The 23,079-nt window shown below is 49.4% G+C and carries 14 protein-coding genes and 1 riboswitch; of the genes, 7 read left to right on the forward strand and 7 right to left on the reverse strand.

The features are described 5' to 3' along the window. Positions 1 to 78: 78 nt before the first annotated feature. From thiC to CI595_RS16030, 4 genes are all read right to left on the reverse strand, one after another. On the reverse strand, positions 79 to 1,386 hold the full coding sequence (thiC, locus tag CI595_RS16015) for a phosphomethylpyrimidine synthase ThiC (protein WP_095174631.1): 1,308 nt from the start codon (positions 1,384 to 1,386) through the stop codon (positions 79 to 81). 118 nt (positions 1,387 to 1,504) lie between these two features. Beyond that, positions 1,505 to 1,612: riboswitch (TPP riboswitch) on the reverse strand. 69 nt (positions 1,613 to 1,681) lie between these two features. Next, positions 1,682 to 3,679 (reverse strand): glycoside hydrolase family 31 protein, encoded by a 1,998-nt coding sequence (locus CI595_RS16020; RefSeq protein WP_095174632.1) that lies wholly within the window; start codon positions 3,677 to 3,679, stop codon positions 1,682 to 1,684. Between the two features lie 128 nt (positions 3,680 to 3,807). Further along, the gene (locus tag CI595_RS16025; protein WP_158661495.1) at positions 3,808 to 4,695 is read right to left on the reverse strand and encodes an AraC family transcriptional regulator; all 888 of its coding nucleotides are present in this window, start codon (positions 4,693 to 4,695) and stop codon (positions 3,808 to 3,810) included. A 91-nt stretch (positions 4,696 to 4,786) separates the two neighbouring features. Next, entirely contained in the window at positions 4,787 to 5,827 is a 1,041-nt protein-coding gene (locus CI595_RS16030; protein ID WP_095174634.1) for a threonine aldolase family protein, read from the reverse strand. A gap of 347 nt (positions 5,828 to 6,174) precedes the next feature. On the opposite strand from CI595_RS16030, the gene CI595_RS16035 reads away from it, so the two are divergent. Then, complete coding sequence (locus tag CI595_RS16035) at positions 6,175 to 7,332, forward strand: MerR family transcriptional regulator (RefSeq protein ID WP_279233388.1); 1,158 nt, start codon at positions 6,175 to 6,177, stop codon at positions 7,330 to 7,332. A 105-nt stretch (positions 7,333 to 7,437) separates the two neighbouring features. On the opposite strand, the gene hisD is transcribed toward CI595_RS16035, so the two are convergent. From hisD to nhaC, 3 genes are all read right to left on the reverse strand, one after another. Then, positions 7,438 to 8,703, reverse strand: coding sequence for a histidinol dehydrogenase (gene hisD / locus CI595_RS16040; protein WP_095174636.1), 1,266 nt, complete (start codon positions 8,701 to 8,703; stop codon positions 7,438 to 7,440). 103 nt (positions 8,704 to 8,806) lie between these two features. Beyond that, positions 8,807 to 9,706, reverse strand: coding sequence for an acetamidase/formamidase family protein (locus tag CI595_RS16045; RefSeq protein WP_095174637.1), 900 nt, complete (start codon positions 9,704 to 9,706; stop codon positions 8,807 to 8,809). 27 nt (positions 9,707 to 9,733) lie between these two features. After that, entirely contained in the window at positions 9,734 to 11,179 is a 1,446-nt protein-coding gene (gene nhaC, locus CI595_RS16050) for a Na+/H+ antiporter NhaC (protein WP_095174748.1), read from the reverse strand. Positions 11,180 to 11,750: 571 nt separating this feature from the next. Between nhaC and CI595_RS16055 the strand changes: the two genes are divergently transcribed. From CI595_RS16055 to mfd, 6 genes are all read left to right on the forward strand, one after another. Next, entirely contained in the window at positions 11,751 to 13,070 is a 1,320-nt protein-coding gene (locus tag CI595_RS16055) for an ABC transporter substrate-binding protein (protein WP_095174638.1), read from the forward strand. A gap of 11 nt (positions 13,071 to 13,081) precedes the next feature. Beyond that, positions 13,082 to 15,979 carry a response regulator gene (locus tag CI595_RS16060; protein ID WP_095174639.1) on the forward strand — a complete coding sequence of 966 codons (2,898 nt, stop codon included), beginning with the start codon at positions 13,082 to 13,084 and terminating at the stop codon, positions 15,977 to 15,979. A gap of 264 nt (positions 15,980 to 16,243) precedes the next feature. After that, the gene (locus CI595_RS16065; protein WP_095174640.1) at positions 16,244 to 17,614 is read left to right on the forward strand and encodes a GTP-binding protein; all 1,371 of its coding nucleotides are present in this window, start codon (positions 16,244 to 16,246) and stop codon (positions 17,612 to 17,614) included. 23 nt (positions 17,615 to 17,637) lie between these two features. Continuing rightward, positions 17,638 to 18,588 carry a TIGR03943 family putative permease subunit gene (locus tag CI595_RS16070; protein ID WP_095174641.1) on the forward strand — a complete coding sequence of 317 codons (951 nt, stop codon included), beginning with the start codon at positions 17,638 to 17,640 and terminating at the stop codon, positions 18,586 to 18,588. Positions 18,589 to 18,810: 222 nt separating this feature from the next. Further along, entirely contained in the window at positions 18,811 to 19,386 is a 576-nt protein-coding gene (gene pth, locus CI595_RS16075; protein WP_095174642.1) for an aminoacyl-tRNA hydrolase, read from the forward strand. An 89-nt stretch (positions 19,387 to 19,475) separates the two neighbouring features. After that, positions 19,476 to 23,045 carry a transcription-repair coupling factor gene (gene mfd / locus CI595_RS16080; protein WP_095174643.1) on the forward strand — a complete coding sequence of 1,190 codons (3,570 nt, stop codon included), beginning with the start codon at positions 19,476 to 19,478 and terminating at the stop codon, positions 23,043 to 23,045. The last annotated feature ends 34 nt before the right edge of the window (positions 23,046 to 23,079 follow it).

A 23,079-nucleotide genomic window follows, 5' to 3' on the forward strand; every position in this document is an offset into this window, starting at 1 on the left:
TATGTATGTGCTGCTTTTACTTCAAAAAGCACCCAATGGTCAGCGGACATGGAATCCTTGTGTGCATTTCCGGGCTTGTCATTCATCATAAATATTCACGATCTCACCTTCCAGGATCCGGTTCATGTTCTTCACAGCACAGAAATTGCCGCACATGCTGCAGGTATCCTCTTTTTCCGGTTTGGCCTCCGCCCGGTAGCGTCTGGCTTTTTCCGGGGCCAGACAGAGCCGGAACATCTCTTCCCAGTCCAGTCTCTTGCGGGCAGCGCTCATCTTATTGTCCCAGTCGGCAGCACCTTTCACTCCCTTTGCAATATCGGCTGCGTGGGCTGCTATGCGGGAAGCGATAATGCCCTCCTTAACATCATCCAGGTTAGGCAGGCGCAGATGTTCCGCCGGGGTCACATAGCACAGAAAGGAAGCTCCATAAGTGGCCGCGATGGCGCCGCCGATGGCAGCAGTGATATGGTCATAGCCAGGGGCAATGTCTGTTACCAAAGGCCCCAGAACATAGAAGGGGGCGCCCTGACAGAGTGTCTGCTGAATCTTCATGTTTGCCGCAATCTGATCCAGAGGCATATGTCCGGGACCTTCCACCATAACCTGAACGTCCTTTTCCCAGGCGCGTTTTGTCAGTTCCCCTAAGGTGATCAGCTCCTCGATCTGAGAGATATCAGAGGCATCCTGTATGCATCCTGGGCGGCAGGCATCCCCCAGACTCATGGTGATGTCGTATTCCCGGCAGATATCCAGGATTTCATCATAGTGTTCGTAGAAAGGGTTTTCCTGGCCTGTCATTTCCATCCAGGCAAAGATAATGGAACCGCCTCGGGAGACGATATTGGTGAGACGTTTATTGCGTTTGAATCTGCCTGCAGTTTCTTTGTTGATGCCGCAGTGGATGGTCATAAAGTCTACGCCGTCCTCCGCATGCATGCGCACAATATCCAGCCACTGCTGTGATGTGATCTCCTTTAAGGGTTTGTGATAGTAGACCACAGCATCATAGATGGGGACTGTTCCAATGATGGCGGGACATTCTGTTGTCAGCCGTCTGCGGAAGGTGCGGGTGTCACCGTAGGAGCTGAGGTCCATGATGGATTCTGCCCCCATTTTTACCGCGTTATTGACTTTTTCAATCTCCATATCCATGTCCTTGCAGTCCCTGGAAATGCCCAGGTTTACATTGATCTTTGTTCTGAGCATGGAGCCGATGGCGTTTGGCTCCAGGGAAGTGTGTCTTTTGTTGCAGGGAATGATGGCCTGGCCTTTGGCCATGAGGGCCATAAGTTCATGTACATCCATCTGTTCCTTTTTTGCCGCTGCTTCCATCTCACTGGTGATGATTCCTTTTCTGGCAGCGTCCATCTGTGTTGTGTACTGCATGAAACTCTCCTTTCTGTGAATGATACGGGGATAAGCGGCCGGTTATGGGCTTTAGATGTTTATAGAGGGGGCTTTTTAGAAAAAAAGTGCACCCCGGATGGGATGCACCAAATATACATAAACTTCTGGTTCGCTTCCTACGCCGGCATTATCCGTATCAGGTTCCAGGGTCGAAATCCGTTCGTATTTCCTCTCAGCCGACGCGTCAGCTCCCCTTGCGTATTCAATTGTTTTCAGGTATTTCCTGCCATAATCATATAGCGGCAGGAAAGAAATGTCAACATTTAATTTTCTGTCAAATAGTATGGATCAGATATTCCTGTCTGCCGTCCCTTAAAAATACAGGCATGGAGTCAATAGGAGCCTCTGCTTCTGTCCACTGTCCGCCGTTTAAGATCTGACCGGTATGGACATTGGTCCAGGTGCTTCCCTCAGGCAGATAAACCTTTCTTTTGAAGGTATGTGGTTCCACAATAGGGGCTGCCAGGATGTCAGGTCCGTACATATACTGGGTATCCAGTTCCCAGGTATTTAAGTCCTCCGGGAATTCGTAGAACATAGTGCGCATAACAGGAGCACCTGTTTTGTGTGTTTCCTCCATAAGGCTTCTGGTATAATCCCGCATCATCTCACGGATTTCAATGAACTTCTTCATGATCTGATAATTTTCTTCCCCATAGCTCCAGATCTCATTGTCAGCGCCTGTGCCTTCTGTCTCCTCCCCGTCTGCTTTGTAGAGGGGCGTGCGCGGAAGGCGGCTGCCGTGAAGACGCATCACAGGACAAAAAGCACCGAACTGGAACCAGCGGATCAGCAGTTCCTGGAAGTCCTTGTCATAAATATTGCCGCCATGGAAGCCTCCGATATCTGTGGTCCACCAGGGGATTCCGGAAAGACCCATCTGCAGGCCTGCCACGATCTGGTTGCGGAAATCCTGATAAGTGGAGTGAATGTCCCCTGACCAGATCAAAGCCCCGTACTGCTGGCTTCCTGCCCAGGCACAGCGCACCAGGTTCAGAACATCCTCCTGCCCGTTTTCTTTTTGTCCTTCATAGAAACCGCGGGCGTATTCCCGGGGATAGATATTTCCCTGCTGCATAACGCTTCCGGCATAATAACGGTAGTTTTCGTAATCATAGGTGGTGAACTCCGGTTCCGCTTCATCCAGCCAGAAAAGCTTGATCCCATTTTCCCCGTAATTCTTTTTGCATTTATTCCAGACATATTCTCTGGCTTCCGGGTTGGTGGCATCATAGAAGACATTGTTGCCATGGAAATCCATCTGTACGTTCAGGCCGTGTTCTGTCTGTACCAGAAGTCCTTTCTGGTGCATCTCATTAAAGTTCTCACTGCGCCAGTCAATCTGGGGCCATACGGACACCATGAGTTCCATGCCATAAGAGCGCAGTTCCTCTGCCATCGCCTTGGGGTCAGGGAAGAAATGCTCATCAAAGCGGTAATCCCCGCAGCGCGGCCAGTGATAATAATCCACCACAAAAACGTCCACGGGAATGCCGCGGCGGTGGTACTCTCTGGCAACGGACAACACCTGTTCCTGGTTGTAGTAGCGCAGCTTGCACTGCCAGAAGCCCAGCCCGTATTCCGGCATCATGGGAGCCCTTCCCGTTACCTGGCTGTACTGAGATTCAATCTGGGCAGGTGTGTCGCCCGCTGTGATCCAGTAGTCCATTTTTTTCGTGCTGTCAGCTCTCCACTCTGTCACATTTTTGCCGAAGGATACGCTTCCGATGGCAGGATTGTGCCAGAAAAATCCGTAGCCTTTGCTGGATACATAGAAGGGGATGGACGCCTGGGAGTTTCTGTGTGCCAGCTCTATGTTGCAGCCTTTCAGATCCAGGATGTCCTGCTGATACTGGCCCATGCCGTAGATCTTCTCGTCCTTGTTGGCTTCAAAGGAGACTTTCAGACGGAAATCACCGCCGATATAAGGGGAGAACTTCCGGGCTTTGCGGTTCAGGGCGCCGCCGCCGTCCATTTCCTTGAGCAGTATTTCTTTCTTGTCATTGAAGAAGGTCACAACCGCTGCGCTGTTCCAGCCCCTGGTATCAATGAGCGCTGAGATCCTGCCGTTTGTGATCGTGGCGGTCTCCTCATCTGCCTGAATCTGAGTATCTGACGGTGCCTGTTCTTTCAGGGCACTGCAGGCCAGGTCAAGAGGGCCTGAGGGGACAGACACCACTCGGAGGCTGTTCCGGCCCCATGCCATAATGCGGAGGGTTTCACCTGCATTGTGGTATTCAATATAGTTTTCGCCTTGGGTAAAGAATGACATAATTTTCCTCCTGTAAATAGATGAATAAAAGTCTGGGAGCCGGACACTGCCGGCCGCCGTGCATTTTCCAGTATTATAAGATTATCAGAGGAAAAAAACATCTAGGATGATGTCAGATCATATTAAAATCATGTCATGTTTCTGAATTGGCTGGGCGTCATTCCCGTGGCCTTTCTGAAAGAGATGGCAAAGTAGTTGCTGCTGTCAAATCCCACAGCAATGGCAATATCAATGACCGGAAGACTGGTTTCCCTTAACAGTGCCATGGAGCGGTTCAGGCGGTAGCGGTTTAAGTAGGAAATGGGGGTGGAGCGGAAGGACTTCTTGAAAAAACGGCAGAACTGCTCCCGGCTCAGGGAGACGGAACCGGCAAGTGCGTCAAGGTTTAAGGGATTCTGGTAGTTTTCGTCAATGTATCTTAAAATCTTCTTTTTCCGTTCCTCATTTATGTAGTCAGAGGTGGATTTGACATTATGTTTTTCTTCTTTGATCAGAAGGTGGAACAAAATCTGGTAAAGATATCCCTTGATCAATAGCTCACGGTAAGGGTGGGAGGCAAAATAGCTTTTTGTCAGTTCTCTGAGGAGATGCTGTACAGCTTCACATTTTAAATCTGTGCCATACATGACATAGGAGGAGACAAAACTGTTCTCAAAGAAAGGACTTAACTGTTCGGCCTGGATAATGTCCTGATTTTTGCTGGAAATAAAGTCAGGATGGAACACGATGGAGGAAAAACGGCATTTTTGGTTCCTGTACTGATAGGCAACGTGAAGCTGATTTGGCGGTATGAGGACAACCGTATCTTTTCCCGCAAGAATTGAAATCCCGTCTACCACCAGTTCCATTATGCCGTCCGTCACAAAAAGAATTTCGGCCTCCTCATGCCAGTGATTGTAGAGGATCAGGCCGTTCTCGCAGTATTCCATGTCCTGGTATACCTGAATGGGAAATTCATGGCTTCCGTGAGCGGCCCGCTCTTTTAAGTTATCATTAACCGCTGGATGGATCTTCATAGTGGATCTCCTGTACAAAGAAAAGGCATTCTGGATGAAAATCTTCCGGAATGCCTTTACATGAAGTTTCAAACACATTATGGTTCGGATATTACCTGTTGAATTTGGCCGCCAAATCCTCAAATTCCGAAGCAAAATCTCTGACAGCCTCCTCGCTGGTCGCCCAGGAAGTACAGAATCTGAGGCAGGTATGTTCCGCGTCAGGCTTACACTGGAAGGTGGTCAGGAATCTTTCATTTACGGCTTCCGCCAAGGCATCCGGGAAGATAGGAAATACCTGGTTGGTAGGTGCAGGTGCCAGAAGCGGAATGTCCGCTTTTTCAAACACGTCCTTCAGGACCTGAGCCATGGCAACACCCTTTCGTCCAAGTTCCAGATACAGCCCGTCCTTAAACAGTTCTTCAAACTGTACGCCCATCATCCAGCCTTTTGCCAGGATGGCTCCGTGCTGTTTCATATTAAAACGGAAATGATCCTTAAATTCCTCTTTTACGATCACCAGAGCTTCTCCGAACATGGCCCCCACCTTTGTTCCGCCAATGTAAAAAGCATCACATAGATCCGGCAGGTCCGGGAAGGTCAGGTGTGTCTCCTCCACAGCCATAGCCATGGAAAGGCGCGCACCGTCCATGTACAGATACAGGTCGTGGCGTTTGCAGAAGGCGTACAGGGTTTCCAGTTCTTCTTTGGTGTAAACAGTACCCACTTCTGTGGGATTTGATATATAAACCAGGCGAGGTTCCACCCAGTGTTCATTCTCATGTAGTTTTAAGACTGGGCGGATGAGGTCCGGTGTCAGTTTTCCATCATCTGTGGGAATGGAAAAAACCTTATGTCCCGTAGATTCAATGGCTCCGGTCTCGTGAGTGTTGATATGACCGGTATCAGCACTTAAAACAGCTTCATAAGGCCGCAGGATGTGGGAGATAAAAGTCAGGTTTGTGAGAGTCCCGCCGGCGATGAAGTGAATGTCCACGCTGTAATCCTCAAGTGCTTCCTGAATCAATTCCCTTGCATTGTCACTGTGTTCATCCAGCCCGTATGAATTGTTCTGGTGATAATTGATGGTTTCCAGCGCCCTGAGTATGTTTGGATGCGCTCCTTCACTGTAATCATTCTGAAAACTATACATGGTAAAAATCCCCTTTTTTCCGTAATTCAATCGCATTCAGAGTTCATACATAAACTCAAAATGACATGCTGCTGTTTCAAGCTACATTCTATCACACTTTCCCGGAAAAACAAATCATTTCGTTGAAAATGTCCGTTTTTGTTGATATAATGGGCGCAACGAGCCAAGTGGGAGCTCGCTCACATTTGGCGACTGCAGGAGATTGGGAACGTAGTTTCCAATATAATGGGCGCAACGAGCCAAGTGGGAGCTCGCTCACATTTGGCGACTGCAAGAGATTGGGAACGCAGTTTCCAATATAATGGGCGCAACGAGCCAAATGGGAAGAGAGGTGAGGTTGTATCAAAATAGGTGAAGTTTCAAGATTACTGCATATATCTCAGGATACAATCCGCTATTACATGGAGCTGGGCCTCTTAGTTCCCGGAAGGCATGGGAATCTGTATGATTTCAGTGAGGACAGCATTGAAGATATCCGCTGGATACACAAGCTGAAGGAAATGGGATTCCTGTTAAAAGAGATCCAGAAAGTTTTGTCCCTCAGGCGTACCTCCAACTGGGTAGAACCCCAGGAGATTGCCGAGTACCTGATCCTTCTGGATAAAAAGAAGAAATCTCTGCGTGAGGACATAGAGAACATAAAGGATGAAATTGCCCGTATAGAGGAGGAAGAAAAATCCTTCACCATTGAGACTGCGGGGGACAAGGTTCTGGTAGGGGTTCCGTTGAAGGCTCTGGAATATCTGCGCTGTCCTTTCTGCGGGGAGGCGTTTGCTGTGGAGCAGGTGCAGATGAACAGCAGATATATTTATAACGGAAAACTGGCCTGCGCCTGCGGATATGCGCTGGAAATCAGGGATGGGATCGTTCTTTCTCCCGGTGCGGCGGATGAAGCGGACGGGGGTGCGGACTTGGAACGTGAAAAATACAAGGATCTTCCCGCATCCGTGGTGACCATGCTGCAGAGGAGCTATAACTTTCTCCTGCACCGTGTTTCCGGGCTGCAGCTCTATGACAGGGTGGTTATGGAGACGGATATCAACGAATTTTTCTATTTATATACACATTTCAGAAAGATAGAGAACCATGTGCTGTTTATTATCACAGACCGTTACCCCCAGGTACTCAGGATGTATAAGGAGAGGATCGAGTATCTGAAACTGGACCTGGATATCCTTTATCTGGCAGATGGCAGCGGAGATTACCCCCTGAAAAAGGAAAGCGTGGATTTGCTGATCGACTATTTCAGCTCTAATTACAGGGAGAAGGCAAGGGGAGAATCTATGCATAGGCAGATATTCAAATACCTGAAGAGAGACGCAGAGATAACAGGCTGCTATTTTTCCGGAAAAGCCGGGGAAAGGCAGTTTGATAAGATGCAGTTTCTTGAGGAAATGAAAGAAAACGGATATGCACTGATAAAGGAGCGGATCATTGACTGCCCGGTGGAAGTGGGAAAAGAAAACCGGCTTTTGATGTACGAGAGCAGAAAAGAAGACGCATAGACGGACAGAACAATATTGCAGCATTGCGCAAATAACGTAACAGGGCAATACACGGAAGCAAATCATCCGGGTATTGCCCTTTCAAAACGCATTCTGCTGCTCCTCTCATGTCTTCATCCGGATAGATGCCGCATTTGCATGACCGGGAAATCCTTCGCCTTCTGCCAGATGGGAGGCCAGACCCGAAATCTGCTGCGCCGCCTCTTTTGTAAGGCGCTGTGTTGTGCAGACTCTGGAAAATGTGCCGATCCAGACTCCCCCACTGTAACGGGCTGCTTTTCCCGTGGGAAGGGTATGGTTGATGCCGTTTACATAGTCGCTGTACACAACCGCCGAGTATTTCCCGATAAACAGGGAGCCATAATTTTTAAAATGATCCGTATATGCCAAAGCGTCATCGAACTGCAGCACCAGATGTTCCGGTGCAAAAGCATTGGCAAGCCTGCAGGCATCCTCCAGGGAATCCGCCAGTATGACTTCGCCGCACGCATTCCAGGAGGCGGATGCGATGTCCTCTGTCTCCAGCTCGGGAAGCTGTTTTTCCACCTGACGGATAACCTCAAGACCAAGCTCCCTGTCCGTGGTGATCAGGCGGGCGATGGCCTGGGGATCGTGTTCCGATTCGGAGAGAAGGTCTGCAGCGATACAGGATGGGTCGGCGTTTCTGTCAGCGATCACCAGGATCTCGCTGGGACCGGCCAGAAAATCAATGCCGATACGCCCGTAACACTGGCGTTTGGCTTCAGTCACATACTGGTTGCCCGGGCCTACGATCATATCAACAGGCTGGATCTGCTTGGTTCCGCATGCAAACGCCGCAATGGCATGGGCACCGCTCAGAGCATATATTTCATGGATCCCGGCAATATCCATGGCTACCAGGGTGGAAGGATGAACACTGTCAGTGCCGTTGACGGCAGGCGTGCACATGGCAATCCTTCTCACGCCGGCTGTCCGGGCAGTAATGCCCATCATAAGGGCAGTGGAATACAAAGGATATCCGCCGCCGGGGACATAACAGCAGCAGGAATCAACAGGAATGATATTCTGCCCAAGAAAAATGCCGGGTGATATCTCATAGTCAGTAAACCCGTGCAGGGAAGCTTTCTGCTTTACTGCAAAATCCTCCAGCCGCTGTGCTGCGGTTTTCAGGTCCTCGATCAGTGCAGGGGAAGTAAGTTCATAGGCACGCCTGATCTCTTCAGGGGAAATACGCAGACCGGTGCGGGTATTTCCGTCAAACTGCGTATTATATTCGATCAAAGCCTCGTCTCCCCGCACAGCTACATCGCTGATAATGGCGTGTACTTCAGCCTCCAGATCCTGCTGTCTCCGGCCATCCACAGGCTTTGCTTTCTTCAGATACTCCAAAAAAATCCCTCCCTTGCAAATGCTGATATACCGTAACCGTGAAAGCACTGAAAAGTTACGTTACATCTAGTATACAAGAGAGGGAAATGCTTTGGCAAGCAGATTATTTCTGTCGGTAGCCGTATGCCTCCAGATACTTCAGAGGAATGGACATGCGTACCGTTTTGTTGGGATTTACGGTTTGGCAGATGGACAGGTCTGCAGCGATAGACTGCAGCATAATGGCCTCATCGGAGGTCAGCTCCGTCTCAGTCACCATATAATCATGCAGGTATTCCACTGCTTTTTCCCAGGCCTGGTCCACTGTTTTGCAGGATGCCACAGCCATGACCAGGCTGTCCGTGACAACAACCGGATAGGGCTTCCTGCAGCCGGGAATGACGGTGAGTTTTAAGGTCACTTCACCTGCGATCTCCACACCGCACCCGCCAATCTCCCCATCGCCCATGCAGGCGTGCAGGTCTCCCAGGGATAAAAGCGCACCCTTGGCACATACGGGAAAATACACACTGGCACCCTCCCCAATCTGGGTGCAGTCCATGTTGCCCCCGTGGGTGTCCGGTGTATCCGTGGGGATTTCCCCATCGGCGGGGGCCACACCGATGACTCCGATCATAGGCTTTTGGTCCAGGGAAAGCCGGGAGCTGAAGCGGATCTTTCCGTCTTCTACGGGGAGACGCTTGAAGGCAGGAGCTTTTACCAGGCGGGCAAGGCAGCCAAAGTCGGGATCGATTTCCGTGACGCCCATATCAGCCAGGGAAATCTTCAGGATCTCCGCCTTCAGGGTATCCCCCGGCTCCGCCCCGTCCACGAAAATGGGGCCGGTGGCAGGATTCAGTTCGTCGAAGCGCAGTGAATCAAAGGAACTGTCCTCCGGGACCAGTCTGTCCCTGAAACAGTCGTAAGTATGTACAGTGACGGTTTCCCCGTCTTTTATGGTGAGAACAGGAGCATGCTGTCCGCTCATTGTATAGATCACATGGTCCCGGTTAAGCTTTTTCATAAGGTTCCTCCAGAAAACAAACTATTTTTATTCTTTTACAAGGTGTTTCTTTTTTTCCACATACCGGTCTGAGGACGGGTCATCTTCCAGTTTCATGATGGTCAGCCCTGTAAAGCCGAAGATGGCTGAGACAATGGGACAAAGGATATTAAAGAAGCAGTACGGCAGATAAGCCAGCGTGGGTACCCCTAAAAATCCGGACATGGTGGCACCGCAGGTGTTCCAGGGAATAAGAGGAGAAGTCACGGTTCCTGCATCCTCCAGTACACGGGAAAGATTTCTGGGGGCCAGTCCCCGCTTTCTGTATTCGTCCTTGAACATTCTGCCGGGAATGGCAATGGCGATACAGTGGTCGCCCAAAAGAACATTGCAGAACAGGGCGGATATAATGGTCACCAGCACCAGTGATCCGGTGTTCTTGGCAAATTCCAGCAGCTTGTTGGCAATGACGCTCATCATGCCTGTGCACTCCAGGATCCCGCCGAAGGACAGGGCGCAGATGATCAGGGAAACCGTCCACATCATGCTCATCAGACCGCCTCTTGTGAGAAGCTCATCTACCATGGCATGACCTGTCTCAACCACGACACCGTTCTGTACTGCATTGAAAACAATGGATAAGTCCTGGTGCTGGAAAACAACACCGCAGATTATCCCAAGCACGGTCCCCGCAAAGAGGCCGGGAATGGCCGGGACTTTCAGGGCAATGAGTACGATTACAATGACCGGGACCAAAAGCAGCCAGGGGGTGATGTTATAGTTGGAAGCCAGGGCATCTAAAATGCCGTTGATCTGACCATGGTCCAGTTCCTGTCCGGCAAAGCGGAAGCCGATGACACCGAAGCCCACAATGGAGATGCCATAGGCAAGAACGGTGGTGTACATCATATGTTTGATGTGGTCCGTGAGTTTGGCGCCGGCAATGGCAGCAGCCAGGTTCGTGGTGTCAGAGAGGGGAGACATTTTATCACCGAAGTAGGCGCCTGAGATGATGGCACCCCCTGCCAGACCTACGGGGATATCCAGACCCTTGGCGATTCCCACAAGCGCAATGCCGATGGTTCCCACAGTTGCCCAGGAACCCCCTGCAGCCAGGGAGACAATACTGCACAGGATCATGCAGGCCACCAGGAAGAAGGCAGGGGTGAGGATCTGCAGTCCATAGTATACAAGGGCAGGGACAATACCGCCTACGATCCAGGTTCCGATGGTAGCGCCGATGATGATCAGCAGCAGGACGGCCTGCATGATACTCTTCAGGGATTCAATAGCCCCGTCCTCCAGGTCCTGCCAGGTGTAACCCATAAATACGATAGCGATAAAGGCTGTGATGCAGGTACCGAGAATAAGCGGAACCTGTACATCCACCTTCAGCACAGACACGGAAAAGATCAGGATGATGACAGTCAGCACCACCGGGGTCAGAGCCAGAAACAAGGTAGGCTCTTTCTTTACTTTCTTTTTTGCGTTCATAAATCTTTTTCCTCCATTCTTACTGAAAATCCGTAACGCTTTCATTCCTTTATCGTCACAGAATGTTTCAGCTTTTGATGAATTAAGACTATCATAGCCTGTAAAACCAATGTCAACAAGCAAAAAGAAGGATTTCATGGAGTATACTCCATGTTACTGTACACAGGCCACTGTACCGGGAGGCGTTTTCATGCCGAAAGCATGAAAATCCCGAGGCAGTTAGCGCGATATGGTATCCTCCGTGCAGAAGGTTTACCTTTTTGTCCTGCCTGAGGAGGAGGTATCGGTGTGGCTTATTTTGGGGCTTACGGCGGTGAATATCCTGCTTAGTATGGCGGCAGTGGCAATGCCGGTTAGAGCGGTTTTGAAAGATTCAGTTGTGGAGGAGATCAGGCGTTGACAGAGATGCCTGTAAGATAAGGAGGACAGTGACGGGTTTATGCCTGCACTGTCCTCCTTATCTTTGACGGCAGTCAGGTAGATTTCGTTTGTATAGTAAATGAGTTAGCTGTATAATAAACACATACATATACTGGAATTTAAGAAAAGTACCATTTTAGGGGGAACATACATGAGGAAGTGTAAACGGGTTTCACTCTATGCTGCCGCATTTCTGTGTGCCGGGTTTTTGAGCGGATGCCAGGCCGGTTCCGATAATTTAGGAAACCAGGTTACGGTGCAGGATGATGCGGGCCAAGTGCGGGAGGAGAGGATACTGACGTTTTTTGCTCCTGTAGAAGGTAAATCAAGCGGCGCGGTATCTTATAGAGAGATGATCGACCGTTACAATGGGGAGCATAGTTCCAAATTAGTATTTGAAGGGATTGCCACAGCAGACGGCTATGACAGATATCTGGAAGAGCGTCTGGACGCAGGAGCCGGAGATGATGTGTTTATTGTGAATGAAGACAGTGTGAAGCCTCTCTACTCTAAGGATCATTTTTACGATCTGTCCGCTCTGCCGGCGTTTGAAAAATTAAACGCCAACGCGAAATCCGAAGCAGTGATCGGAGACATAGCGTATTGTATCCCCATGAATATGACAGCCTATGCCTTGTATGTAAACTTAGACGTGCTGGAAAAGTATGGGCTGACACCCCCAAAGGATCTGGAGGATTTTAACACCTGCTGTGAGACCATGAAAGAGCAGGGCCAAACCCCCATAAGCCTCAGCCGCTGGCATGCCACAGCCGTTCCAACCATAGCCAACGGACTGTATAAACTTTACAACGCATCAGATCATCCGGAACAGATAGAGAAGCTGAATACTGGAGAACTGCAGATCGGAGACTATATGCTGGAGGGGTTTGGGATGTTCCGGGAAGCAGTCCAGAAAGGCTGGTATGGGGATGGCGTGAACGGAAAAGCGGTGGATGCGCTTCGGGCGGGAGAACAGGATATCCCTGATTTTGCTTCAGGCAGGACCGCATTCTATTTCGGCCCTCTGGAATATATCCCCTGGGTGGAGGAGACGAATCCTAAGCTTGATTACCAGGTTCAGGGAGTGCCGGTCCCCGGGGGAACGGTATTATTGACCTCTGTAGTATCCAGGCTCTGCGTGAACCCGGAAAGTGAATACCTGGAGGATGCCCTGGATTTTGTGACCTATTTATCCGATGACTACTACCGGGAAAGCGTAAAGAACGGGGATGTGCTGCTGCCTGTATATGAGAATGTTGAGTTTGAGCTTGGGAACGAACGGATGCGGCCTGCGTATGAGACATATTTGTCAGGCGTTCAGATCCCGGCAGAAGATATGCAGTTGAAGTTCGGGTGTTGGGATACGGTTCGTGAGTTGTGTCTTTCTATAGCGGACGGTATGACAGACCAGGAGGCTGCGGACCAATACAACAGGATTCAGAAAGAACAGCTTGAGAAATATAAGCAATAGGAGGAAGCATTTTGAAAAGGAAAGCGGAGCAACGGATATCCAAAGCTTTGATCCTGCTTATCTGCACCGGCCTTATTCTGGTAATTGCTGTTACAGTGTGGGTGAACATGAATAGTGTGCGCTCTATCAGAAATCTGGTGCGAAGTACCACAACAGAGAATATCACGGAGCTGACAGTGAGCAAAGCGCAGTACTTGGATGAGAAGATCCACTCTGAAATGCTGGCACTGCAGTCCTTGTCATCCAGTCTCGGAGAAGGAAAAGACGTGCTTTCCTGTCAGAACCTTCTGAAAGAATATAAGGACAGGCGGAAAGCTTCCTGTATTTGGGTTTCGGACATGGAGGGGAATTATTTAAACACGGGATGTCACGAGGATATATTACAGGAAAAAAGAGAGTTGTTTGAAGGGGCACTGCGGGGAGAAGAGGGGATATCCGATGTGTTTCTGGGGGAACTGGGCAGGCGGCAAGTGCTGTTTCAGACTCCGGTCTATCAAAACGGACAGGTCGTGGGAGGTGTGTATGAAGCCTACCCGGTGGAATCACTGCAGAATGCATATGGCGGTTCCACTTACAGCGACGCGGGCTACAGCTATGTGCTGGATTCCAGCGGCTCGATCGTACTGGCGCCCCTGAGATTCAGTTATCTTCAGATATACGATAATATCAGGGATGTCTTAAAGGACGGAGGCAATAAAACAGAGGCAGTCAATCAGTTCATAGAAGCGCTGCAGTCCGGCGCAAAAGGCTCGGCTGTCTTTGACTTTGAGGAGGAACCCCAGTTTCTTTCCTTTATCCCGCTTCAGGAAAAGGAAGGATGGTATTTTGTGACGGTTATCCCTTTGAGTATGGTGGAAAAGGATGGGACAGCCATTGTGGGTATGACTGCGCATATGGGGGCTGCCATTGTCATAGCAGTTGTATTTTCACTGTCCGTTTTGTTTGCCTTTGTCCTTTACCGGAATAAAAAAGCCAGGGATTATGACGATTATATACGGAATATCTATCAGGCTATTGCACAGAACATTGATACCGTCATTTTTATTGTTGACGCCCGGACCCTCCGTGTGGAATATGCATTTGAGAACGTTGAAACCGTATTGGGTATTATGCCTCAGGCTTTTTCAGAGCCTGACAGGAAAAATGAGAGTGAATTTTATAAAGCGTTTTCCAATATTCTTACAGAGCGTCTCACGGACAAGCTTATGAAAGTGTTTCCCATATACAATGATCTGCTTGATAAACAGATGTGGTTAAAAATTACGGCTCTGCCTGTAAACCTTATGGGAGATACGAAATATATCTTTGCGGCCACAGATGTTACCCAGGAACAGGAGATACAGGAAAACCTTAATGCAGCCGTAGCTGCGGCTGAAAACGCGAATGCGTCAAAGAGTATGTTCCTCTCTAATATGTCCCATGATATCCGCACCCCTATGAATGCAATCGTGGGAATGACAAAGCTGGCAGAGGCTAATATGGAAGACAGGGTCAAGGTGGAGGATTGCCTGCATAAAATAGATATTTCATCAAAGCATCTTTTGAATTTAATCAATGATGTGCTGGATATGTCTAAGATCGAGAGCGGCAAGATGACGCTTACCTCGGAACCGTTTTCACTGGCGGAACTTATACAGGGGGATTGTGCCATTTTGCAGCCCCAGTGCCGTTCCAGACAGCAGACATTTGAGGTGGAGACAAGAAATGTCCGGCATGAGTATCTTGTTGGGGATGCCATGCGCCTCAATCAGGTATTTTTAAATCTCTTGTCTAATGCAAGTAAATTTACGCCTGCCAGCGGAAAGATCTTATTTACGATCCGTGAGCTGCCTCAGAGAGACTCCCGTTATGCTGCGTTTCGGTTTGAGGTTGCAGATACAGGGGTGGGTATTTCCGAAGAATTTCTGACCAGGATTTTTGTGCCCTTTGAACGGGAGAGCAACAGCAGACAGAATCAGATAGAGGGAACGGGCCTTGGCCTGGTCATCGCTAAAAATATAATAGAAGCAATGGGCGGACAGATATCTGTAAAAAGCAATATTGGGCAGGGAACTGTTTTTACCATAGAGGCAGAGATTCAGATCGCACAGGAGGATGCAGAGGGGAGCTGTGATCTGGAAGTATTGGAAGGTCTGAAAGTTCTGGCAGTGGACAGCCGCCCTGAGGAGGGTGCATTTATCTTAAACAATCTGAAGGGTTACGGCATGTCAGCGGAGCACGTGTTGACCGGTGAGGATGCGGTGAAGTATGCGCAGAACAAGCCCTGTGATTTGATCGTTATGGAAAGGGATATTCCGGGAATGGGAGGCATGGAGGCGGTACGGCAGATACGGGATGTTGCCGGGAATGCGCCTAAGATCCTTTTTGTTGTGCCCAGTGACTGCGCGGACAGCAGTTCCTTTGATGGTGAGGGAAAGCCGGATGCTGTCATCCAGAGGCCTATTTTTAAAAGTACCTTATATCAAAAGATCGCATCGCTTTTTGGGAAGCAGGATGGGGATAAGCGGAAGCATGCTTCTCAGAAAATTTTTTCGGGCAGACGTTTTCTTTTGGTGGAAGACAATGAGCTGAACCGGGAGATCGCATCCCAGCTTTTGGAGCTGGCCGGGGCTGCAGTTGAATGTGCAATGGACGGGAAGGCCGGAGCTGAGGCCTTTGAAGAAAAGGAAGAGAACTATTATGATGCCATTTTTATGGATATTCAGATGCCTGTGATGAATGGCTATGAAGCAGCAAAACACATCCGTGCCTCCGCCCATCCGCAGGCAAAGAGCATACCAATTGTGGCCATGTCTGCCAATGCATTTTCAGAGGACGTGCGTACTGCTCTGGAGTCAGGTATGAATGCCCATGTGGGAAAACCGATTGATATGGATACTCTTGCAAATGTACTGGCAGGGCTTTTGTAAAACGTATTTTCTACCCTAAGGGCAGAAATGTCCCGGAGAGCAGAGTAATAAAATTCTTGCCAATTTCTATTCATATATGATAATATGATAAAAGCGCAAAAGCGTTTCGGACAAATTCATGCACAGCAGGGGCGGAAGTGGTACTTTCGTCCCCTTTTACCGTGTTATAGCTAATCAGGGAGACACCGGATGGTTATCCGGACTTTACGGCGGTTATACTGACAGAATATAAATAAAAATTTGATTTGAAAGGATGAGACAAAGATGACAAAAATTGACATTTTCTCAGGTTTTTTGGGAGCAGGCAAGACCACATTGATCAAAAAGCTTCTGAAAGAGGCATACAGCGGTGAGCAGGTGGTGCTCATTGAAAACGAGTTTGGTGAGATCGGCATTGACGGCGGATTTTTGAAAGAGGCAGGGATTGAGATTCGTGAGATGAATTCCGGCTGTATCTGCTGTTCCCTGGTGGGGGATTTCGGTGAGGCATTAAAAGAGGTGATCCAGAAATACCAGCCGGACCGCATTATTATTGAGCCTTCAGGCGTGGGAAAACTTTCCGACGTGATCAAGGCAGTGAAAAAAGTGGAGGGAGAGGTTGACATAAAACTTAACAGCTTCACAACACTTGTGGATGTTATGAAGTGCAAAATGTATATGAAGAATTTCGGTGAATTTTTCAGCAACCAGATTGAATACGCGGGAACCATTATCTTGAGCAGAACAGACAAGTCCACGGAGGAAAAGGTGATCGCTGCCCTGCAGTTGATCCGCGGCCTGAATAAGTCCGCAGCAGTTATCACAACCCCTATAGAAAAGCTTTCCGGTGCGAAGATTCTGGATACTATGGAAAATAACCGTTCTCTGGAGAAAGAACTGCTGGAGGAGGAGGTTTGCCCCGTATGCGGCGGGCACCACGACCATGAGCACCACCATGACGGGGAATGCGGCTGTGAGCATCACCATGGAGACGAGAGCAGCCATGAGCACCACCACGGAGAAGTGTGCGGCTGTGAACATCATGACGGGGAAACGTGCGGCTGTGAGCATCACCATGACGGAGAAGGCGGCCATGAGCACCATCATGACGGAGAAGGCGGCCATGAGCATCATCATGGAGACGAGAGCAGCCATGAGCACCTCCACGGAGCAGAAAGCGCCCATGGACATCACCATGACGAAGCATGCGGTTGTGAGCATCACCACGGGGAAGAAGGCGGCCATGAGCATCATCATGACGGAGAATGTAGCTGTGAACATCACCACGGGGAAGAAGACGGCCATGAGCACCATCATGACGGAGAATGCGGCTGTGGCCACGACCATGCTCATCATGACCACCATCACCATCACGCGGACGAAGTCTTCACAAGCTGGGGCCGTGAGACTGCCAAAACTTATACGGAAGAGGAAATCCGCACGATCCTGGAGGCCCTTTCCGATGATGAGGAGTACGGCATGATCCTCAGGGCAAAAGGAATGGTGGAAGGCAAAAACGGAGGCTGGGTTTATTTTGACATGGTGCCGGGTGAGGCGGATGTGCGTGAAGGCTCACCGGAATACACGGGAAGGATCTGTGTCATAGGCTCCAAGTTGAAAGAAAGCAGCCTGGAAAAACTTTTTAAACTGGCATAAAGCCCGGGAAAGGATGTGGAGATATGGATGAAATAACAGTACCTATTTACCTCATGGCAGGATTTTTGGAGAGCGGCAAGACCTCTTTCCTGAATTTTACCATTAAGCAGGATTATTTTCAGATAGACGGCCCCACACTTCTCATTCTCTGTGAGGAAGGGGAGGAAGAATTTGATGAAAAAGCCATGAAAAAGAGCAGGACATCCGTGGAGATCCTGGAAAACCCGGAGGATTTGACCCCGGAACGGCTGGTGGCATACGATGCGTTTTACAATCCTGCCCGCATCATTATTGAATACAACGGCATGTGGCAGTTGAGCAAACTGGAAGAAATGGATATGCCCAAGGGCTGGGGAATCGTCCAGCACATTGTGACTGTGGATGCCGGCACCTTCCAGGTGTATATGAATAACATGAAATCCCTCTTTGTGGAGATGATAAGAAATGCGGACATGGTCCTTTTCAACCGCTGTGAACAGGGAATGCCTCTGGCAGCCTTCCGCAGAAGTGTTAAAGTAGTGAACCAGGCGGCAGAGATCATCTTCGAGGACGAGGAAGGCGAGATTGAAAATATCTTTGAGGATGAAATGCCTTTTGACGTAAATGCCGATATTATCGAGATCATGGATGAGGACTACGGTATCTGGTTTATTGATGCCATGGACCACCCTGAAACGTATAAAGGGAAAAAAGTATCCTTCACCGGCATGGTTTTAAAATCCAGGGAATTTGAAAAAGATATGTTTGTACCTGGCCGTATGGCAATGACCTGCTGCGCGGATGACACCACATTTATCGGTTATGTATGCAAAAGTCCCGAAGCCCGGGCCCTGAGAACGGGAAAATGGGTGAAGGTTGTGGCAGCAATAGATTATAAGTACATGGATTTTTACAACAAAGTGGGACCTGTGCTCACAGCCGTTTCTGTGGAGCGCACAGACCCCCTGAAAGATGAGCTGGTATATTTCAACTAAAAACCAGGATTCTTCCATCACTGCAGGCGGAAAACGTTACTATTTACAGCCCTGCAAAAAACGCAGTTCTGTAAACAGTAACACGCTTCGCGATGCACAGATATGGAGCATTTTGCCCCATATCGCGCTGGCTGCCTCGGGATTTTCATGCGCAAGCGCATAAAAACACCTCGCGGGATAACAGCCGTGAATAGTAACCGGAAAACACCTAAGGAGAACCATATGTATTTAATAGCAGGACTTGGAAACCCCGGAAAACAGTACGAGAGAACCCGTCACAATATGGGATTTGATACCATAGACGAGCTGGTTGACCGGCACAGGATCCCCGGATCGGGTATTCAGCACAAGGCTATGTACGGTAAAGGGATGATCGCCGGGGAAAAAGTGATCCTGGCCAAACCCCTTACTTATATGAATCTGAGCGGAGATTCTGTCCGGGAATTTATCAACTACTATAAAATGGACCCGGAAACAGAACTGATCGTCATTTACGATGATATAGATCTGGAGCCGGGCCAGATACGCATCAGAAAAAAGGGCAGTGCCGGCGGCCACAACGGAATGAAAAGCATTATCTCCCAGATCGGCACACAGAATTTTTACCGCGTCAAGGTAGGTGTGGGTGCAAAACCGGCAGGCTGGGATCTGGCTGATTATGTGCTGGGCCGTTTTTCCACCAAGGAGAGGGAAGAGGTGGATAAAGCCATAGAGGAGGCCGCAGATGCGGTGGAAGTAATCCTCGGGGAAGGCATAGACGCTGCCATGAACAAATATAATGCAAAGAAGAAGCAGTGATAAAAACATACAGTAACTACCTGGCAGGTCTGCGCATTTACGGCGCTGACCGTATGAAAATATTGAACGGCAGGTGACAGGAGAGGGATATGCAAGCAGTCATACAGCCACTTTTAAATCTAAATGAATACCAGGAGATCAGGAGCCGTCTCCCTAAAAACAGGGGCGTTCTGCAGTTGTCCGGCTGCATTGAGTCCCAGAAAGCCCATGTGATGTACGGCCTGTTTGAGGGAATGAGGCAGGATGAAAAGCAAAAGAATGCCAACTGTCTTATTATTGCGGAGAATGACCTGAAAGCAAAAGAACTTTACGAGGATTACCGTTTCTATGACAGGGATGTGCTTCTTTATCCTGCAAAGGATCTTATTTTCTTCCAGGCAGATATTCACGGCAATCTGCTGACAAAGCAGAGGATGCAGGTGATCGCGTCCCTACTGCAGAAAAAGGGCGTGACAGTCATCACCAGCATGGGCGGCTGTATGGACTATCTGCTTCCGCTGTCAGTCATTGAACAGCATGTGCTGCATTTCAAAAATGACAGTGTGCTGGATTTGGGCAGACTGAAAAAAGATTTGATCAACATGGGATTTGAGTATAGTGCACAGGTGGAGGCGCCGGGGCAGTTTGCCATCCGGGGCGGCATTGTGGACCTCTTTCTTCTCACGGAGGAGAATCCCATTCGTATAGAGCTTTGGGGAGATGAGATTGATTCTATCCGAAGCTTTGAGACAGAGAGCCAGCGCTCCATAGAAAATCTGGAGGAGATCACCATCTATCCCGCAGCGGAGATGGTACTGACCAAAGAGGTCCTGGAAAAAGGATTAAAGGCCATAGAGAAGGAAAAGAATACTTCTGTGAAAAAGCTGCGGGAGGCATTTCTCACAGAGGAGGCAGGCAGGCTGAAAAATACGGTGGAGGAAGCTGTAAATGCCATGAAGGAGTTTGAAGATTTTGCGGCCGCAGAACACTTCATCCGGTATTTTTATAAAGAACCTGTGACCTTTCTGGATTATTTTGATGAGGACAGCACCCTGGTATTTCTGGATGAGACAAACCGTCTTCTGGAAAAAGGGGAGGCTGTGGAGGCTGAATTCCGGGAAAGCATGAAGAACCGTCTGGAAAAGGGATATCTCCTGGCAGGACAGACCGACCTTTTGTGCGGCTGTAAGAAGGTTGTTTACCGTCTGAACCGGAAGAACTGCGTGTCCCTCTGCACTATGGAACAGCAGAAAGCGGACTGGGAGGTCAACGGGCAGTACCGCACAGTCACAAAGTCCGTGAATTCCTATAACAACAGCTTCGAGCTACTGGTAAAAGATCTGCAGTACTGGAAGAAAAACGGATACCAAGTACTTCTCCTGTCCGGCTCCAGGACAAGGGCACAGAGGCTGGCCCAGGACCTTCAGGAGGAAGGACTCAGCAGTTTTTACACGGAGGACATGGACAGGACCATATCCCCCGGTGAGATCATGACTTCCTACGGTCATGCAAAACGCGGTTTTGAATACCCCCTGATCAAATTTGTGCTGATCACCGAGACCGATATCTTCGGACAGGAGAAGAAAAAGCGCAGAAAGAAAACCGAGTACAGCGGAAAGAAGATCCAGAGTTTTTCCGAACTGAATGTGGGGGACTATGTAGTCCATGAAAACCACGGCCTGGGTATATACCGCGGCATCGAGAAAGTTACGGTTGATAAGATAGTCAAGGATTATATCAAGATCGAGTATTCAGGCAGAAGCAACCTTTACATCCTGGCAACCCAGCTTGATATGCTGCAGAAATACGCGGGGGCGGATGCAAAGGCGCCCAAACTCAACAAACTGGGCGGGCAGGAGTGGAAGAAGACAAAGACGAGGGTAAGGGGGGCAGTCAAGAATATTGCCAAGGATCTGGTGGCACTCTACGCTGCCAGGCAATCCCACAGCGGCTATCAGTACGGTCCTGACACGGTCTGGCAGAAGGAGTTCGAGGAAATGTTCCCCTTTGAAGAGACAGAGGACCAGTTAAGTGCCATAGAGGCTGCAAAACACGACATGGAGAGCCGCAAGATCATGGACCGCCTTGTCTGCGGGGATGTGGGATACGGCAAGACAGAGATTGCCATCCGGGCCGCGTTCAAAGCAGTTCAGGAGAGCAAACAGGTGGTGTACCTTGTCCCAACCACCATCCTGGCACAGCAGCACTATAACACCTTTATCCAGAGAATGAAGGATTTCCCCGTTCGTGTAGACCTGCTCTGCCGTTTTAAAACCCCGGCGGAGCAAAAGAAGACCATAACAGATCTGCAGAAGGGACTGGTGGACATTGTCATCGGCACCCACCGCCTCCTCTCAAAAGATGTAAAATACAAAGATTTGGGCCTTCTCATTGTGGATGAGGAACAGCGCTTTGGTGTGACACACAAGGAGAAGATCAAGAGTCTGAAAGAGAACGTGGATGTGCTCACCCTGACGGCAACCCCCATTCCAAGGACCCTTCACATGAGCCTGATCGGAATCCGTGACATGAGCGTCTTAGAGGAGGCGCCTATGGACAGAACCCCCATTCAGACCTATGTTATGGAGTACAATGAGGAGATGGTCCGGGAGGCAGTCAGCCGGGAAATCGCCAGAGGCGGTCAGGTCTATTACGTCTACAACCGGGTCAACGATATAGATGAGATCACCAACCGCGTGGCAAAACTGGTCCCGGAGGCCAACGTAGCGTTTGCCCACGGCCAGATGCACGAGCATCAGCTGGAAAAGATCATGTATGGCTTCATCAACGGTGAAATTGATGTACTTGTCTCCACCACCATCATTGAGACAGGTCTGGATATTTCCAACGCCAACACCATGATCATCCACGACGCGGACCAGATGGGTCTGTCCCAGCTCTACCAGCTCAGAGGACGTGTGGGCCGTTCCAACCGGACTGCCTATGCATTCCTTATGTACAAGCGGAACAAAATGCTCAAGGAAGTGGCAGAGAAGCGCCTTCATGCCATCCGTGAGTTTACGGAACTGGGCAGCGGCTTCAAGATAGCCATGCGGGACCTGGAGATCCGCGGCGCCGGAAACCTTCTGGGCGCGGAGCAGCACGGCCACATGGAAGCCGTGGGATATGACCTCTACTGCAAAATGCTCAACGAGGCGGTAAAAGAGGCAAAAGGCATCAAACAGCAGGAGGAGTTCGAGACAACCATCGACCTGGATATGGATGCTTTCATTCCACCCCGGTACATTCCCAACGAATACCAGAAACTGGACATTTACAAACGCATTGCCGGCATAGAGAACCAGGAAGAATACGAGGATATGCTGGAAGAACTTATGGACCGATTCGGGGAACCCCAAAAATCCGTTCAGAACCTGCTTGCGATCGCCAACTTAAAGGCACTTGCCCACAAAGTCTATGTGCGTGAGATCAAGCAGAACGGTGCAGAAGTGAAGATTTCCATGTTTGAGCGGGCGAAACTGGACGCGTCAGGTTTCCCTGCTGTTCTGGAAAAATACAAAAACACCATGACTATGCGCATGGAGGGACAGCCTTATTTCCTGGTTTCCCTGAAAGGCCGCAGGCCAAAAGAAATCCTGGATGCCATGGATATCGTGTCCGGTATTCTTCACGAATTTGAGGGGATTTTACAGGAAAAAGAGGAAAATCCCTTGCCCTGAACGCAAAAAAAGAATATACTATAAAGCATCGGTG

The organism is Blautia hominis (genome assembly GCA_002270465.1).
In the GTDB taxonomy this organism is placed as follows: Bacteria; Bacillota; Clostridia; order Lachnospirales; family Lachnospiraceae; genus Blautia; species Blautia hominis.

What these genes read in the sequence shown, in the direction of transcription:
- thiC (WP_095174631.1), bottom strand. Translation starts at nt 1,386, where the DNA reads ATGCAGTACACAACACAGATGGACGCTGCCAGAAAAGGAATCATCACC.
- CI595_RS16020 (WP_095174632.1), bottom strand. Translation starts at nt 3,679, where the DNA reads ATGTCATTCTTTACCCAAGGCGAAAACTATATTGAATACCACAATGCA.
- CI595_RS16025 (WP_158661495.1), bottom strand. Translation starts at nt 4,695, where the DNA reads ATGAAGATCCATCCAGCGGTTAATGATAACTTAAAAGAGCGGGCCGCT.
- CI595_RS16030 (WP_095174634.1), bottom strand. Translation starts at nt 5,827, where the DNA reads ATGTATAGTTTTCAGAATGATTACAGTGAAGGAGCGCATCCAAACATA.
- CI595_RS16045 (WP_095174637.1), bottom strand. Translation starts at nt 9,706, where the DNA reads ATGAAAAAGCTTAACCGGGACCATGTGATCTATACAATGAGCGGACAG.
- nhaC (WP_095174748.1), bottom strand. Translation starts at nt 11,179, where the DNA reads ATGAACGCAAAAAAGAAAGTAAAGAAAGAGCCTACCTTGTTTCTGGCT.
- CI595_RS16055 (WP_095174638.1), top strand. Translation starts at nt 11,751, where the DNA reads ATGAGGAAGTGTAAACGGGTTTCACTCTATGCTGCCGCATTTCTGTGT.
- CI595_RS16065 (WP_095174640.1), top strand. Translation starts at nt 16,244, where the DNA reads ATGACAAAAATTGACATTTTCTCAGGTTTTTTGGGAGCAGGCAAGACC.
- CI595_RS16070 (WP_095174641.1), top strand. Translation starts at nt 17,638, where the DNA reads ATGGATGAAATAACAGTACCTATTTACCTCATGGCAGGATTTTTGGAG.
- pth (WP_095174642.1), top strand. Translation starts at nt 18,811, where the DNA reads ATGTATTTAATAGCAGGACTTGGAAACCCCGGAAAACAGTACGAGAGA.
- mfd (WP_095174643.1), top strand. Translation starts at nt 19,476, where the DNA reads ATGCAAGCAGTCATACAGCCACTTTTAAATCTAAATGAATACCAGGAG.